Source organism: Christiangramia aquimixticola (assembly GCF_048285835.1).
Taxonomy (GTDB): Bacteria; Bacteroidota; Bacteroidia; order Flavobacteriales; family Flavobacteriaceae; genus Christiangramia; species Christiangramia aquimixticola.
The window spans coordinates 446,438-462,674 of the sequence record NZ_JBLVTL010000001.1 but is presented as its reverse complement, the minus strand read 5'-3'; the positions used below and the strand labels follow the sequence as shown (position 1 = coordinate 462,674).

Genomic DNA, 16,237 nt, shown 5'->3' with positions numbered 1-16,237 from the left:
AAGAAGCTGAGGAGCAGTCAGAATTTGACGTAATCCTTAAAGCTCCAGGTGGATCTAAGTTAGCAGTAGTTAAACTTGTAAAAGAACTTACTGGACTAGGTCTTAAAGATGCTAAAGAATTAGTTGATGGTGCTCCAAAACCAGTAAAAGAAGGAGTTGCTAAAGACGAAGCAGAAGCTCTTAAAAAGCAATTAGAAGAAGCAGGAGCTGAGGTTGAGCTTAAATAAGCTTAACAAAAGCAATATTATTTAGGTTTAGACCTCAGGATACTCTCCTGGAGGTCTAAACCATTTTGCGTATATGAAACTTAACGTTTAAAACGCGCAGTATTTTTTATATAAATTATAATCCCGTCCATTGATGTTAGCAAAGCAAACTGAAAGATTGAGTTTCTCTTCTGTTAAGAACAAGCCTGCTTATCCGGACTTTCTGGATCTGCAGATTAAGTCTTTTCAGGACTTCTTTCAATTAGAGACAAAATCAGAAGAGCGGGGAAATGAAGGTCTTTACAACACCTTCCTCGAAAACTTCCCCATTACGGATACCCGTAATCAATTTGTACTAGAATTCTTAGATTATTTTGTGGACCCACCAAGATACTCCATCCAGGAATGTATCGAACGTGGATTGACCTACAGTGTACCACTTAAAGCCAGACTTAAGTTATACTGTACCGACCCTGAGCATGAAGATTTTGAAACCATCGTACAGGACGTATATTTAGGAACCATTCCTTATATGACACCTAGTGGGACTTTCTGCATCAACGGTGCAGAACGAGTAGTAGTATCTCAGCTACACCGTTCACCCGGGGTTTTCTTTGGACAGTCTTTCCATGCAAATGGAACTAAACTTTATTCAGCCCGTGTAATTCCTTTCAAAGGATCATGGATTGAATTTGCTACCGATATTAACAGCGTAATGTACGCTTATATCGATCGTAAGAAAAAATTACCTGTTACTACTCTTTTCCGTGCAATTGGATTTGAGCGTGATAAGGATATCCTTGAGATCTTTGACCTTGCTGAAGAGGTTAAAGTATCTAAGACAGGACTTAAAAAATATCTTGGTCGTAAACTTGCTGCAAGGGTACTTAATACCTGGTATGAAGATTTCGTAGATGAGGATACCGGTGAAGTGGTATCTATTGAGCGTAACGAAATTGTGCTTGACCGTGATACAGAACTTGAAAAAGATCACATAGAAGAAATTCTTGAAACCGGAAGTAAGACTATCCTTCTTCACAAAGAAGATAACCAAACTGGTGATTATGCGATCATTCACAATACCTTGCAAAAGGATCCTACCAACTCTGAAAAAGAAGCGGTAGAACATATTTACCGTCAACTTCGTAATGCTGAACCGCCAGATGAGGAAACTGCGCGCGGGATTATTGATAAGCTTTTCTTCTCAGATCAGCGTTACAGCTTAGGAGAAGTTGGTAGATACAGAATGAACAAAAAACTTGGTCTTGATGTAGAGATGGATAAGCAGGTGCTTACCAAGATCGATATCATTACCATTGTAAAATATCTTATTGAGCTTATCAACTCTAAGGCAGAGATCGATGATATTGATCACTTATCTAACCGTCGTGTTAGAACAGTAGGTGAGCAATTATCTCAGCAGTTTGGTGTTGGTCTTGCACGTATGGCGAGAACCATTCGTGAAAGAATGAACGTTCGTGATAACGAAGTGTTTACTCCAATCGATTTGATCAACGCGAAGACGCTTTCTTCTGTGATCAACTCGTTCTTTGGAACCAACCAGCTGTCTCAGTTCATGGATCAAACCAACCCGCTTGCAGAGATCACGCATAAGCGTAGACTTTCAGCATTAGGGCCAGGTGGTCTGTCAAGAGAAAGAGCAGGGTTCGAGGTACGTGATGTTCACTATACTCACTACGGAAGACTTTGTCCTATTGAAACTCCTGAAGGACCAAACATTGGTCTTATTTCATCACTTTCAGTTTATGCTAAGGTAAATGGAATGGGATTCATTGAAACTCCTTATAGAAGTGTAACTGATGGGAAGATCAATATTTCTGAAGAGCCTATTTATTTAAGTGCTGAAGAAGAAGAAGGTAAGAAAATTGCTCAGGCAAACATTCCATTAAAAGACGATGGAACTATAGATACAGATCGTGTTATTGCACGAATGGAAGGTGACTTCCCGGTAGTTGATCCTAAAGAGGTTCATTATACCGATGTTGCTCCTAACCAGATCTCATCTATTTCGGCTTCTTTGATTCCATTCCTGGAACATGATGATGCCAACCGTGCGTTGATGGGATCAAACATGATGCGTCAGGCAGTACCACTTTTAAGAACAGATTCTCCTATCGTTGGAACTGGACTTGAGAGACAGGTAGCTACAGACTCCCGAGTATTGATTAATGCTGAAGGAGAAGGAGTTGTAGAATATGTAGACGCTAACAAGATTGTAATTAAATACGATCGTACAGAAGAAGAGCGTATGGTTAGTTTCGATGACGATTCTAAATCATACAATCTTATCAAATTTAGAAAAACCAACCAGGGAACCTGTATCAACCTTAAGCCAATTGTTAGCGTAGGGGACAGAGTAACCAAAGGTCAGGTTCTTTGTCAGGGATATGCTACAGAAGCTGGTGAACTAGCTTTAGGTAGAAACATGAAGGTTGCCTTCATGCCTTGGAAAGGATATAACTTTGAGGATGCGATTGTAATTTCTGAAAAAGTTGTTAGAGATGATATTTTCACCTCTATCCATATAGATGAGTATTCTCTTGAAGTTAGAGATACTAAACTAGGTAACGAAGAATTGACTAACGATATTCCAAACGTATCTGAAGAGGCTACTAAAGACCTTGATGAGCATGGAATGATTAGAGTTGGTGCTGAAGTTAAGCCTGGTGATATTCTTATTGGTAAGATCACTCCTAAGGGAGAAAGTGATCCAACACCAGAAGAAAAACTTCTACGTGCCATCTTTGGTGATAAGGCCGGTGATGTGAAAGATGCTTCTTTAAAAGCTTCTCCATCATTAAGCGGTGTTGTTATCAATAAGAAATTGTTCGCAAGAGCGATTAAGGATAAACGTAAAAGAGCACAGGATAAAGAAGATGTTGCAGCTTTAGAGAAAAAGTACGATGCTAAATTCGCCAATTTAAAGGCTGAACTTGTTGAGAAATTATTTACCATCATTGGTGGTAAAACTGCTCAGGGAGTACAGAATGATCTTGGAGAAGAAGTAATGCCAAAAGGTAAGAAGTACACTCTTAAGATGTTGAACTCTGTAGACGATTATACTCACTTAACCAGTGGTACATGGACTACAGATGATCACCTTAATGAGCTGGTAGCAGATCTTATCCACAATTACAAAATTAAAGAAAATGATCTTCAGGGTAACCTTAGAAGAGAGAAGTTTACCATTTCTGTAGGAGATGAGCTTCCATCAGGAATTCTTAAGCTTGCTAAAGTTTATATCGCTAAGAAACGTAAGCTTAAAGTAGGTGATAAGATGGCTGGACGTCACGGTAACAAAGGTATTGTTGCAAGAATCGTACGTCAGGAAGATATGCCTTTCCTTGAAGACGGAACTCCTGTTGATATCGTATTGAACCCACTTGGGGTACCATCTCGTATGAACATTGGTCAGATCTACGAAACAGTTCTTGGATGGGCTGGACAGAAGAATGGCAAGAAGTATGCAACACCAATTTTTGATGGAGCTACTATCGATGAGATCAATGAGCTTACAGATGCAGCTGGTATTCCTAGATACGGTCACACTTATCTTTATGATGGTGGAACCGGGGAAAGATTCGATCAACGTGCAACCGTTGGGGTGATCTACATGCTTAAACTTGGTCACATGATCGACGATAAGATGCATGCTCGTTCTATTGGACCATACTCACTTATTACTCAGCAGCCGCTTGGTGGTAAGGCACAATTTGGTGGTCAGCGATTTGGAGAGATGGAGGTTTGGGCTCTTGAAGCTTACGGAGCATCCAGTACTCTTAGGGAAATTCTAACAGTAAAGTCTGATGACGTTATTGGTAGAGCCAAGACCTATGAGGCTATTGTGAAGGGTGAGCCAATGCCGGAACCAGGATTGCCGGAATCTTTCAACGTACTTATGCACGAATTGAAAGGTCTTGGATTGGATATTAAACTTGAAGAATAACATTCTGTTGATTGGGTACGCCTCCGGGTGTACCCTTTTAAACAGAATATTCACAATAATTAGCAGCATTTATTATGGCTAGAAATAATGATAAAAATACAGTACAGAGGTTCAACCAGATCTCTATAGGTTTAGCTTCTCCAGAGTCTATCCTCGCGGAATCTCGTGGTGAAGTTCTTAAACCGGAAACCATCAACTACCGTACGCACAAACCTGAGCGTGACGGATTGTTCTGTGAGCGTATTTTTGGTCCTGTAAAGGATTATGAATGTGCCTGCGGAAAGTACAAAAGGATCCGTTACAAAGGGATCGTTTGTGACCGTTGTGGAGTAGAAGTTACCGAGAAGAAGGTACGTAGAGATCGTGTAGGTCACATTAACCTTGTTGTACCTGTAGCTCATATCTGGTATTTCCGTTCTTTACCTAACAAAATTGGTTATTTGCTAGGGCTGCCGTCTAAAAAACTTGACATGATCATCTACTACGAAAGGTATGTAGTGATCCAGCCAGGTAATGCGGTGGATGAAGAGGGGAAAGCCCTTAAAAAAATGGATTTCTTAACTGAAGAAGAATATCTGAACATCTTAGATGAACTTCCTCAGGAAAATCAATATTTAGAAGACAGCGATCCAAATAAGTTTATCGCTAAAATGGGAGCTGAATGTCTTATCGAAATTCTTAAGAGAATTGATCTTGATGAACTTTCTTACGAATTAAGACATAAGGCAAACAACGAAACTTCTAAGCAACGTAAAACTGAAGCGCTTAAACGTCTTCAGGTTGTGGAAGCTTTCAGAGATGCGAACAAGAACAGAGAGAATCACCCAGAGTGGATGATTATGAAGGTTGTACCGGTTATTCCACCGGAACTTAGACCTCTTGTGCCTCTTGATGGTGGTCGTTTCGCAACTTCAGATTTGAACGATCTTTACCGTCGTGTAATTATTCGTAACAATCGTCTTAAAAGATTAATGGAGATCAAAGCTCCTGAAGTGATTTTACGTAATGAAAAACGTATGCTTCAGGAATCTGTAGATTCATTATTTGATAACACCAGAAAATCATCAGCAGTTAAGACAGACTCTAACCGTCCGCTTAAATCACTTTCAGATTCATTGAAAGGTAAGCAAGGTCGTTTCCGTCAAAACCTGCTTGGTAAACGTGTGGATTATTCAGCACGTTCAGTAATCGTTGTTGGACCGGAACTTAAAATGTTCGAGTGTGGTCTTCCAAAGAACATGGCAGCAGAACTTTACAAACCTTTCATCATCAGAAAATTGATCGAAAGAGGTATCGTAAAGACAGTTAAATCTGCCAAGAAGATTATTGATAAAAAAGAACCTGTAGTTTGGGATATTTTGGAGAACGTACTTAAAGGGCATCCGGTACTATTAAACCGTGCTCCTACGCTTCACCGTCTGGGAATCCAGGCATTCCAGCCTAAACTTATTGAAGGTAAGGCAATTCAGCTTCACCCACTTGCATGTACTGCATTCAACGCCGATTTCGATGGTGACCAGATGGCGGTTCACTTACCACTTGGGCCAGAAGCTATTTTGGAAGCACAGTTATTAATGCTTGCTTCTCATAACATATTGAACCCTGCAAACGGTTCTCCTATTACAGTACCATCTCAGGATATGGTCTTGGGTCTTTACTACATGACCAAACACAAGATTGGTACTCCGGAGGAGCCTGTAAAAGGTGAAGGATTAACTTTCTACTCGGCTGAAGAGCTTGTAATAGCCTACAACCAGAAGAAAGTAGATCTTAACGCGGGTATTAAAATTAGAACCAAAGATTATAACGAAGCAGGAGAATTGGTCTACATGATCAAGGAAACTACTGTAGGTAGAGTATTGTTTAATGAAGCTGTGCCGGAAAAGGCAGGTTACATTAACGAAGTACTTACTAAAAAATCCCTTCGTGAGATCATTGGTAAGATCCTTAAAATTACTAGTGTTCCTGAAACTTCTGAATTCCTTGACAATATTAAAGGTCTTGGATATGGTTTCGCTTTCCGTGGTGGTCTTTCCTTCAGTTTAGGTGATATTATTATCCCTGCAGAGAAGCAAACCATGATCGACGAAGCTAACGAGCAGGTTGAGGCTATCATTGGTAACTATAACATGGGTCTTATTACCAATAACGAACGTTACAACCAGGTAATTGATATCTGGACTTCTACCAACGCAGGTCTTACTGAGTTGGCTATGAAGCGAATTCGTGAAGACAAACAAGGATTTAACTCGGTATATATGATGCTTGACTCCGGAGCCCGTGGTTCTAAGGAGCAGATTCGTCAGCTTACCGGGATGCGTGGTCTTATGGCCAAGCCGAAAAAATCCAACTCTGGTGGTGGTGAAATTATTGAGAACCCGATTCTTTCGAACTTTAAGGAAGGTCTATCGATTCTTGAATACTTTATCTCTACTCACGGTGCTCGTAAAGGTCTTGCCGATACCGCACTTAAAACGGCAGATGCTGGTTACTTAACCCGTCGTCTTGTTGATGTTTCCCAGGATGTGATCGTAAATGAAGATGACTGTGGAACGCTTAGAGGTGTGGAAGTTAAGCCACTTAAGAAAAACGAAGAAATAGTAGAATCTTTAGGAGAAAGAATCTTAGGACGTATTGCTCTTAACGATGTAGTAAATCCTTCTACAGATGAACTGCTTGTTTCTGGAAATAATGAAATAACTGAAGAAATAGTTGCCAAGATCGAGGCTGCACCAATAGAAAGTGTTGAAGTACGTTCTCCACTTACTTGTGAAGCTAAGAAAGGTATCTGTATAAAGTGTTACGGTAGAAACCTTGCAACCAACAAGATCGTACAAACAGGTGAAGCTGTTGGTGTTGTTGCTGCACAGTCTATTGGAGAACCTGGTACACAGCTTACACTTCGTACGTTCCACGTGGGAGGTATTGCAGGTAACATTTCTGAAGAAAATAAACTTGAAGCTAAATTTGACGGTATAGCTGAGATAGAAGATCTGAAAGTTGTTAAGGGAGAAGCTCCTGATGGCGGAACTGCAGATATCGTAATCTCTCGTACTGCTGAACTTAAGATCAAGGACAAGAAAACAGGTGTTGTTTTAAGTAACAACAACATTCCTTACGGTTCCCAGATCAATATTGAAGATGGAGCAACTGTAAGTAAAGGTGAAGTGGTTTGTACATGGGATCCATATAACGGTGTAATTATTTCTGAATTCGCCGGTAAGATCAAGTACGAAAACATTGACCAGGGTGTAACTTATCAGGTTGAGATCGATGAGCAAACAGGATTCCAGGAAAAAGTAATTTCTGAATCCCGTAATAAGAAATTGATCCCAACTCTACATATCTTAGGTAAGAAAGACGAAGTAATTCGTTCTTATAACCTTCCTGTTGGAGCTCACCTTATGGTGGACAATGCAGAAAAGATTGGAGTAGGTAAGATTCTTGTAAAGATTCCTCGTAAATCTTCTAAAGCAGGGGATATTACAGGAGGTCTTCCAAGGGTAACAGAGCTTTTCGAAGCACGTAACCCATCTAACCCGGCTGTAGTTTCAGAAATTGACGGTGTTGTTTCTTTCGGTAAGATCAAAAGAGGTAACCGTGAGATCATCGTTGAGTCTAAACTTGGTGAGGTTAAGAAGTATCTTGTTAAGCTATCTAATCAAATCCTTGTTCAGGAAAATGATTATGTAAGAGCGGGAATGCCATTATCTGATGGTTCTATCACTCCGGAAGATATTTTAAATATCAAAGGACCAAACGCTGTACAGCAGTATCTTGTGAACGAAGTTCAGGAAGTATACCGTTTACAGGGTGTGAAGATCAACGACAAGCACTTTGAGGTGGTTGTTAGACAGATGATGCGTAAAGTAAGAATCGTGGATCCGGGAGACACTATCTTCCTAGAAAATCAACTTGTTCATAAAGATGATTTCATCGATGAGAACAACAAGCTTTTCGGAATGAAGGTGATCGAAGATGCAGGTGACTCAGACAGACTGAAACCAGGACAAATTATTACTCCAAGAGAACTAAGAGACGAGAACTCTATTCTTAGAAGAGAAGATAAGAATCTTGCTACAGCCAGAGACGTTATCACCGCAACTGCGAATCCGGTACTTCAGGGTATTACAAGAGCTTCGCTTCAAACAAAATCGTTCATCTCTGCTGCTTCCTTCCAGGAAACAACTAAAGTATTAAACGAGGCTGCGGTAAGCGGTAAGATCGATCAGCTTGAAGGATTGAAGGAAAATGTAATTGTAGGTCACAGAATTCCTGCAGGTACAGGTATGAGAAAATACGATAGCATCATAGTTGGTTCTAAAGAAGAATTTGACGAAATGCTTGAGAAAAAACAGGAAGTTAATTATAACTAATTCCTTATAATATTTTCATAAAAGCCCCGCTGTTTGCGGGGCTTTTTTCATTTATACCGATATTTGAAATATGAAGAAATATTTTAAGGAGCTTCTGGAATATTCACATTTTTACAACCAGGAGCTTATAAAGAAATTTAATGACGGGGACTTGCATTATGTCTTATCTGAAAGTTCAAGAAGACTGATGTCACATATTTTAAATGAGCAATCTGCATGGTCTAACCGGATTATGCAGAAGGATCTGGTAGATGTATGGAAAGTTTGGGACGCCAATGAACTTGAAAAAATTGAGGCTCAAAATTATAAGGAGACCTTAGAGATTCTTGAAAAGGAAGACCTTGAAAGGATTGTACAGTATAAAACGCCAAAAGGAGAACAATTCTCCAACTCCATAAAAGATATAATGTTTCATATCGTAAACCATTCCACCTACCATCGGGGGCAAATTGCCAAGGAGTTCAGGCAGAAAGGAGTAGATCCTGTAATTTCAGATTTTATATATTACAAGCAGAATGCCTAAGAGAGATTCCCTATCTTTCTACTAATTTTTAATTAAGACCATATTATGAGCGACGAAAAGAAACATAAAGCCGAAAAAGGCAAGATCAACATAGAACTGGACGATACAGTGGCAGAAGGAACCTATTCCAATCTGGCCATTATTAATCATTCAGTTTCAGAATTTGTAGTGGATTTTGTGAATATCATGCCGGGGAGGCCTAAGAGCAAAGTAAAGTCCAGGATCATACTTACTCCACAGCATGCAAAACGACTTTTAAAAGCTTTAGGGGATAATATTCATAAATTCGAGCAGGCTCACGGAGAGATAAGAGATTATGAAAAATCACCGGTTCCATTGAATTTTGGCCCAACCGGTCAGGCTTAAATTAGAACCTGTAATTCATTACGGGAAAATTTTAAATCAATTAAAAAGGATCTTATCAATTTGGTAAGATCCCTTTTGTTTTAGGTGTATTTTTTAAAATAGATTCTCGCTGCTGCCATTACTCTTGGAGCAAGAATTAGTGTGGAGATCATGGTTGGAATTGCCATTAGCGCAAAGAAACCATCAATTAGGTTAAGTATAAAACTTAAAGATGTAGTCGCTCCCACAATGATGCTCAATATGTAAACATAATTATAGTATTTCTTATTATGAGCTCCTAAGAGAAAGGATAAACATTTTGTCCCGTAATAGCTGTAGGAAAATAAAGAAGAGACGCTAAAAGCCAGGATACAGACTAATAACAGGTAATTACCCACATAAGGGATAGCCTGATCAAAAGCTGCGGCGGTTAAACTTACCCCGTTCACATCTTCCGTCTGCCAAACATCTGTCACCAGAATTGCCATTGCGGTTAATGTGCATACTACCAGCGTATCTATTGCCGGCCCTAACATTGCTATCAAACCTTCTCTGATTGGTTCTGATGTTTTACTTGCTCCATGAGCCATGGTTGCTGTTCCAATTCCGGCTTCATTTGAGAATGCTCCTCTACGAATTCCCAATAATATCAAACCACCCAGCAGGCCTCCCATAAGAGGATCTCCTTTATAATTATCTGCCGCAAAAGCATCGGTAAAGATCATTCCGAAATAATGGAATACCACATCATAGTTCACAAACAGGATAAGGAGAACAGAAACAAAATATAAAGCTACCATAGCCGGTACCAGCTTGGATACGGTTTTACTGATCCTGTCCAGACCTCCAACAATTACAACGGTGGTTATAAGGGTTAAAATAATTCCAATGATCAGACTGGAAGTAAATCCGGTTTCAATATCATTAGGTTCAAGCAGGATATAATTGATCGCCTGGGTGAGCTGATTCACATTAAATACCGGCAAGGCACCTACGAGTCCGGCGATAGCAAAAAAGGCAGCCAGAGGCTTCCACTTCTTTCCAAGACCTTCCACTATGTAATACATCACTCCGCCCTGAATATGACCTTCAGTATCTCTACCTCGGTACATTACCGCTAAACTATTGGTGAAGAATTTTGTAGCCATTCCAACAATTGCACTAATCCAAAGCCAGAAAATTGCCCCGGGGCCTCCAATGGCTATTGCCACCGCTACTCCGGCAATGTTCCCCATCCCAACGGTAGAGGATAATGCAGTAGATAAAGCCTGGAAATGGTTGATGTCTCCCGGATCGTTCGGGTTGTTGTATTTACCCCTTAAAACTTCTACTGAATGGCCTAAATACCGGAAAGGAAGAAATCTGGAATAGAGCAATAAATATATTCCACCACCTATTAATAAAATCACCAATGGGATGCCCCACACAGCGGAGGCGAAGTCTGCGATAAACTGATCGATCTGGGACATAAAAATAATTTATGCCGAAAATACTAAAAATTAGCAGGTATTGGATATTAATCCCGGAGCCTTTAAAATCAAATATTTTCCAATCTAATTTTTCAAATAAGACAGGTTTTTCTTTAAACCTATAAGTCTTAATTAAAATTCAGAAGTAAAGTGAAATTTGATCGAAGGATACTTTTGCTGAGTCATTTGCAGGGAGAACTGAGAGTCTGCCAAAAATACCAGTTGACCCGATTTGTCCTTTGCCAGATATTTAGACTTCACACGTTTAAAGTCTTTAAACTCCTCACTTTTCTCGTCTTCAGTTTCTACCCAGGTTGCTTTATGGACGTTCAGGTTTTCATAGGTACATTTAGCACCATATTCGTGTTCCAAACGGTATTGAATTACTTCGAACTGAAGAGCGCCCACGGTTCCAATAACCTTTCTACCATTCATTTCAAGAATAAATAACTGGGCCACACCTTCGTCCATTAACTGGTCGATTCCTTTTTCCAGTTGCTTGGATTTCATAGGATCGGCGTTGTTGATATAACGGAAGTGCTCAGGTGAGAAACTTGGAATTCCTTTATACATCAGGTTTTCACCTTCAGTAAGCGTATCACCGATCTTAAAATTCCCCGTGTCGTGAAGACCTACAATATCTCCCGGATACGAAACATCCACGATCTCTTTCTTTTCAGCAAAGAAGGCATTGGGAGAAGAGAATTTCATGTTCTTGTTATTTCGTACATGCAGGTAATTCTTATTTCTTTCGAATTTACCTGAAACGATTTTTATAAATGCCAGCCTGTCCCGGTGTTTAGGGTCCATGTTTGCATGGATCTTAAATACAAACCCGGTGAAGTCATTTTCATCTGGTTTTACGAGTCTGGTATCACTTTCTTTTGGACGCGGAGTTGGAGCGATCTTAATAAAACAATCCAGTAATTCTCTAACCCCAAAGTTATTCAGGGCCGATCCAAAAAATACCGGTTGCAAATGCCCGTCAAGATAAGTTTGTCGGTCAAATTCCGGATAAACACCTTGGGCAAGTTCAAGCTCATCCCTTAAGTTCTCGGCTGCTTTGGATCCAACAAGATCATCCAGAGCTTCATCTTGAAGGTCCTCGATCTTTACGGTTTCTTCAATATCTTTCCTTGGATCCCCTGTAAACAGGTTCACGTTCTTTTCCCAAATATTATAGATCCCTTTAAAGTCATAACCCATTCCAATTGGGAAACTTAGAGGAGTCACCTTTAAATTCAGTTTTTGCTCGATCTCATCCAGCAATTCAAATGCGTCTTTCCCCTCACGGTCAAGCTTGTTGATAAAAACGATCATGGGAATATTCCGCATACGGCATACTTCCACGAGTTTTTCAGTTTGTTCCTCAACACCTTTGGCAACATCAATTACAACGATAACACTATCTACTGCCGTTAGGGTTCTAAAAGTATCTTCAGCAAAATCCTTGTGACCGGGAGTATCAAGAATATTGATCTTAATATCCTTATATTCAAAAGCAAGAACAGAGGTTGCTACCGAAATCCCTCTTTGTCTTTCGATCTCCATAAAGTCACTGGTTGCCCCTTTTTTAATCTTATTCGATTTAACCGCTCCGGCTTCCTGGATGGCACCACCAAATAATAAAAGTTTTTCCGTTAGCGTGGTTTTACCGGCATCGGGGTGGGAAATAATACCAAATGTTCTTCTTCTGTTGATCTCTTTATGGAACTGCTTCATAGGATTTCTTTGCAGCTGCAAAAGTAAGATTATTTTGATGATTTTTAAATATATGGTCTGCCTTATAACATCAATTGTTTAAACCAGTATGGAAGAAAGCTTATCAGATCAGAGTTAAATGAAAGCCGGGGCATTTTTAAGTATCTCATTCGAATTTATCCCGTTTATTTTTTGTGGATTGAATACCCCGTCATTGGCCTAATTAGGCGATATTTGGAATATATTAGATCAATATGCTTAGCCATAAAACCCTACAAGTTCTATTTATTATTCTGATTATCAGTCTCTTTCCTCATAAGGCTATCTCTTCAGATTATAAAGAAGAGGTGATAGCGAAAGGTTCCTATGTAATAAATATGGGAATTACACCCCAAACCAAAGCCAATGCTTTGAAACCGTATGGATTGATCTATGACCTGCTTAAAAATTATGGGGTAGAGATCAAGTGGGTGATCAACCCCGATAAAAAGAAGGATGGAATCGATTTTAGAATAATTGAAGAAGATTTTAGATCGGGTTCGTTTGTGGTTCCGGTTTCTTATCTAACTGAAGAATTACAAATTGTAATAGAAAAGTGGGAGAGTAGAGGAGTAGTAGGGAAATTTCTGAAAGAAAGTATGGTTCTGCCGGTTTATACAAAACTATCGGTGGCGCCAAAGTGGACGCTCGATAAACAAAACGGAAGTATTGCACTGGCCTTTTTTAAGGCTGCCGGCATTCCGGGTGAAGCGCACGGGGGCTATGATGCTTTAAATTGGAAAACTCCAGATGAACTCGGGGTTTGTGATGATTTGTTTATAATGCCCCATGCTGAACCTAAATTTCAATCTCATAAAAATCTTTATTACTGGAACCGCACGTATAAAGGTGCCATTTGGGCAGGTTGTCATGCAGGCAGTGAACTGGAAAACCTCTTCGGGCCGGTTGCTGATAAAAAGGATCCAGAGATAATTCAGTTAAACTTTCTTTCTGCGGGAAAACCCGGTGTACGAACTTCAGGATTGGTACCATTTTATGAACACAGGTTTGCTACGCCTCCGTATAACCATGAATTACCAGCCGATCCGGTTGCACAATATATAGGCAAAAGCGATAAGGCTTATATCAATGGGTCTGAAAGGATATTGTACCCAAAGAAAGCAAATGCCTGGCGAGCCGGAACTAAAAAGATCATTTTAGATGCATCTGCTCCGGATGTTCCCGAACTTTCCCATGGGCCGGGATGTATCCTAATTTATGGACACGGGTTTGATGATCCCCGAAACGGACTTGTGATGTATCAGGTTTCTCACGATATTTCAGGAAATAAACCTGAAAATATCGCCGCTATGCGTGCGTTTTTTAACTGGAGTTTTTATGCTGCAGAGATCAAACGGCGGGAAAATATCATTCGGTTTGAGAATGAAGCTAATAATCTGATTTTCGCCGCGAGGGTGGGGGATGACATTTTGGATAAGCTCGGGATAGAGCCCATTTTATTTGAGCTGGATAAATCTGAAGTAAGGTCACAGGCACGAGAAAAATTAAAGATCCTCGCGAACTATATGCAATCTTATCCGGAATTATTACTCGATATTAGATCGCATACAGATAGCAGGGCAGATGATTCTTATAACCTCAGTTTGTCACAGCAAAGAGTACAGGCGACCAAAGAGTATTTAATTAGTATGGGTGTACCTGAAACAAAAATTTCCGGCCGGGGCTATGGAGAAACAACCCCGGTAAACAATTGCCAGAATAATGTTCCTTGCTCTGAAGTTCTACATGAACAAAACCGAAGGTCTGAGTTCATTCTATCTATAAATTGTGAACTCTATTCAGGAAATCTAAAACTTTAGGAATAGCTTAATCTGCATCCTTATGATACAAAACAGGCTTTTTGTACATTTGGACTTCAAAATAAAAAATGGCGCAAGAAAAAGTAATTTTAGTCAATGAAAATGATGAGCAGATTGGGCTAATGGAAAAGATCGAGGCTCATGAAAAAGCCTTGCTGCACAGAGCATTTTCGGTTTTTGTTTTTAATGAAAAGAATGAACTCATGATCCAGCAGCGGGCTCACTCCAAGTATCATTCTCCGGGTTTATGGACTAATACCTGTTGCAGTCACCAGAGGGAAGGAGAGAGCAATATTGAAGCCGGTAAAAGAAGGCTGGAAGAAGAAATGGGATTCACTACCGCATTAAAGGATACGATTTCATTTATTTATAAGGCTCCTTTTGATAATGGGTTAACTGAGCATGAATATGATCATATCCTTGTAGGGAATTTTGACGGGGAACCAAATTTAAACCCGGACGAAGTAGCTGCCTGGAAGTGGATGTCGCTTGAGGATATTCATAATGATATGCGCGAGAATCCGGATATCTATACCGCCTGGTTCAAGATAATTTTTGAAAAATATTATTCACACATTCAGCAATGAGAATAACTGTAAACAGAAAAGCCCATTTTAATGCAGCCCACAGGCTTTATCGCCGGGAGTGGGATGATCAAAAAAATGCAGAGGTTTTTGGGAAATGCAGTAATCCTCATTTTCATGGTCATAATTATGAGCTCATAGTTTCAGTCACAGGCGAGATCGATCCGGAAACCGGATTTCTTATAGATCTGAAAATTTTAAAGGATTTGATCTATGAAGAAGTTGAGGAAAAACTGGATCATAAAAATCTTAATTTGGAGGTGCCTGAATTTGAAAATTTAAATCCTACTGCAGAAAATATTGCAGTGGTAATCTGGAATAAACTTCGTGACAAAATTGATCAGAAACATGATCTGGAGGTAACTTTGTACGAGACGCCCAGAAATTTTGTGACCTACAAAGGCGAATAGAATATGCAGGCAGGAGACAAGGTTCCTGATATAACCCTCCCGGACCAACACGGCAATCCGTTTAGTTTTACTGAATTGATAGGTAAAACATCTGTTGTGGTTTTCTTCTATCCTAAAAATTTTACACCGGGATGTACTCGTGAAGCCTGTGATTTTAGAGATCATTATTCCAGATTTAAAGAGCTTGGAGCTGAAGTTATTGGAATAAGTTCAGATTCTGAAAAATCTCATTCAAAATTCATTAGCAAATTTGATCTTCCCTATACTTTCTTATCTGATGGAAAGGCTAAGGCCAGAAAGGCTTTTGGAGTAAAATCAAATCTTTTTGGTTTATTGCCGGGAAGGGAAACTTTTATTTTCGATGAGAACGGGAGACTACTACATAAATTTAATAATATGAATGAGGGTAAACATGTTCAGGAAGCTTTAGAAGTCCTGAGAAAAAAATGAAACTAATTTTATAAAAAGTCAGTTTCGTTTCAAAAAATAGTTTAAATTCGCAGCCGAAATTTATTGATAATGGCGAGTAAAAGATTACTTAAGAAAGACGTGAATTATGTGATGGGTGATATCATCGATGCTGCATACATTCACCAAATGGCAACTCCAAAAGAAGATAAAGCTAAGTCGGAAGCTATCGTGGATGATGCTATCAAAGATTATGACGCTTTGATCACAGAGATCAACCGTCGTGATGTTGAAGATAAGCAAAAGCATTTCAAAGCTGTACAGGCAGATCTTGAGAAAAGAGCTCAGGCTTTGATCGAGAGATTGAATGCTCTATAATAAGTTGCCGA

Annotated in this window: 12 protein-coding genes; 10 read left to right on the top strand and 2 right to left on the bottom strand. The window is 39.6% G+C overall.

Annotation, left to right across the window (positions count from 1 at the left end; all coding sequences use genetic code 11):
• From rplL to ACNKXV_RS02000, 5 genes are all read left to right on the top strand, one after another.
• Positions 1-227 (top strand): 50S ribosomal protein L7/L12 (gene rplL, locus ACNKXV_RS02020; protein WP_417906028.1); only part of this gene is annotated, 227 nt, incomplete at its 5' end.
• 133 nt (positions 228-360) lie between these two features.
• Positions 361-4,173: a DNA-directed RNA polymerase subunit beta gene (gene rpoB / locus ACNKXV_RS02015; RefSeq protein ID WP_417906027.1), complete on the top strand. Its 3,813-nt coding sequence runs from the start codon at positions 361-363 to the stop codon at positions 4,171-4,173.
• A 74-nt stretch (positions 4,174-4,247) separates the two neighbouring features.
• Complete coding sequence (rpoC, locus tag ACNKXV_RS02010; protein ID WP_417906026.1) at positions 4,248-8,549, top strand: DNA-directed RNA polymerase subunit beta'; 4,302 nt, start codon at positions 4,248-4,250, stop codon at positions 8,547-8,549.
• 70 nt (positions 8,550-8,619) lie between these two features.
• Positions 8,620-9,072, top strand: a complete 453-nt coding sequence (locus ACNKXV_RS02005) for a DinB family protein (protein ID WP_417906025.1) — start codon at positions 8,620-8,622, stop codon at positions 9,070-9,072.
• A 45-nt stretch (positions 9,073-9,117) separates the two neighbouring features.
• Complete coding sequence (locus ACNKXV_RS02000; protein WP_417906024.1) at positions 9,118-9,438, top strand: DUF3467 domain-containing protein; 321 nt, start codon at positions 9,118-9,120, stop codon at positions 9,436-9,438.
• An 80-nt stretch (positions 9,439-9,518) separates the two neighbouring features.
• Here the strand turns inward: ACNKXV_RS02000 and ACNKXV_RS01995 are convergent, their stop codons facing one another.
• Both ACNKXV_RS01995 and ACNKXV_RS01990 read right to left on the bottom strand, forming a co-directional pair.
• Positions 9,519-10,886 carry an alanine/glycine:cation symporter family protein gene (locus ACNKXV_RS01995; RefSeq protein WP_417906023.1) on the bottom strand — a complete coding sequence of 456 codons (1,368 nt, stop codon included), beginning with the start codon at positions 10,884-10,886 and terminating at the stop codon, positions 9,519-9,521.
• Positions 10,887-11,018: 132 nt separating this feature from the next.
• Positions 11,019-12,608: a peptide chain release factor 3 gene (locus ACNKXV_RS01990; protein ID WP_417906022.1), complete on the bottom strand. Its 1,590-nt coding sequence runs from the start codon at positions 12,606-12,608 to the stop codon at positions 11,019-11,021.
• Positions 12,609-12,964: 356 nt separating this feature from the next.
• Between ACNKXV_RS01990 and ACNKXV_RS01985 the strand changes: the two genes are divergently transcribed.
• The 5 genes from ACNKXV_RS01985 to ACNKXV_RS01965 all read left to right on the top strand — a co-directional run bounded on the left by ACNKXV_RS01985 (position 12,965) and on the right by ACNKXV_RS01965 (position 16,226).
• On the top strand, positions 12,965-14,446 hold the full coding sequence (locus tag ACNKXV_RS01985; RefSeq protein ID WP_417906021.1) for an OmpA family protein: 1,482 nt from the start codon (positions 12,965-12,967) through the stop codon (positions 14,444-14,446).
• Between the two features lie 68 nt (positions 14,447-14,514).
• Positions 14,515-15,033 carry an isopentenyl-diphosphate Delta-isomerase gene (gene idi / locus ACNKXV_RS01980; protein ID WP_417906020.1) on the top strand — a complete coding sequence of 173 codons (519 nt, stop codon included), beginning with the start codon at positions 14,515-14,517 and terminating at the stop codon, positions 15,031-15,033.
• Positions 15,030-15,440, top strand: coding sequence for a 6-pyruvoyl trahydropterin synthase family protein (locus tag ACNKXV_RS01975; protein ID WP_417906019.1), 411 nt, complete (start codon positions 15,030-15,032; stop codon positions 15,438-15,440). Before idi ends, ACNKXV_RS01975 begins: the two co-directional genes overlap by 4 nt.
• Positions 15,441-15,443: 3 nt before the next feature.
• A complete protein-coding gene (locus tag ACNKXV_RS01970; RefSeq protein WP_417906018.1) occupies positions 15,444-15,890 on the top strand; it encodes a peroxiredoxin in 447 nt (148 codons plus the stop codon).
• Between the two features lie 69 nt (positions 15,891-15,959).
• Positions 15,960-16,226, top strand: coding sequence for a hypothetical protein (locus ACNKXV_RS01965; RefSeq protein ID WP_417906017.1), 267 nt, complete (start codon positions 15,960-15,962; stop codon positions 16,224-16,226).
• Positions 16,227-16,237: the final 11 nt, after the last annotated feature.

Excerpts from the sequence above, each read along its gene's own strand:
- rpoB (WP_417906027.1), top strand. The coding sequence starts at position 361 with ATGTTAGCAAAGCAAACTGAAAGATTGAGTTTCTCTTCTGTTAAGAAC.
- ACNKXV_RS01995 (WP_417906023.1), bottom strand. The coding sequence starts at position 10,886 with ATGTCCCAGATCGATCAGTTTATCGCAGACTTCGCCTCCGCTGTGTGG.
- ACNKXV_RS01970 (WP_417906018.1), top strand. The coding sequence starts at position 15,444 with ATGCAGGCAGGAGACAAGGTTCCTGATATAACCCTCCCGGACCAACAC.
- ACNKXV_RS01975 (WP_417906019.1), top strand. The coding sequence starts at position 15,030 with ATGAGAATAACTGTAAACAGAAAAGCCCATTTTAATGCAGCCCACAGG.
- ACNKXV_RS01990 (WP_417906022.1), bottom strand. The coding sequence starts at position 12,608 with ATGAAGCAGTTCCATAAAGAGATCAACAGAAGAAGAACATTTGGTATT.
- rpoC (WP_417906026.1), top strand. The coding sequence starts at position 4,248 with ATGGCTAGAAATAATGATAAAAATACAGTACAGAGGTTCAACCAGATC.
- ACNKXV_RS01985 (WP_417906021.1), top strand. The coding sequence starts at position 12,965 with ATGGGAATTACACCCCAAACCAAAGCCAATGCTTTGAAACCGTATGGA.
- ACNKXV_RS02000 (WP_417906024.1), top strand. The coding sequence starts at position 9,118 with ATGAGCGACGAAAAGAAACATAAAGCCGAAAAAGGCAAGATCAACATA.
- idi (WP_417906020.1), top strand. The coding sequence starts at position 14,515 with ATGGCGCAAGAAAAAGTAATTTTAGTCAATGAAAATGATGAGCAGATT.
- ACNKXV_RS01965 (WP_417906017.1), top strand. The coding sequence starts at position 15,960 with ATGGCGAGTAAAAGATTACTTAAGAAAGACGTGAATTATGTGATGGGT.
- ACNKXV_RS02005 (WP_417906025.1), top strand. The coding sequence starts at position 8,620 with ATGAAGAAATATTTTAAGGAGCTTCTGGAATATTCACATTTTTACAAC.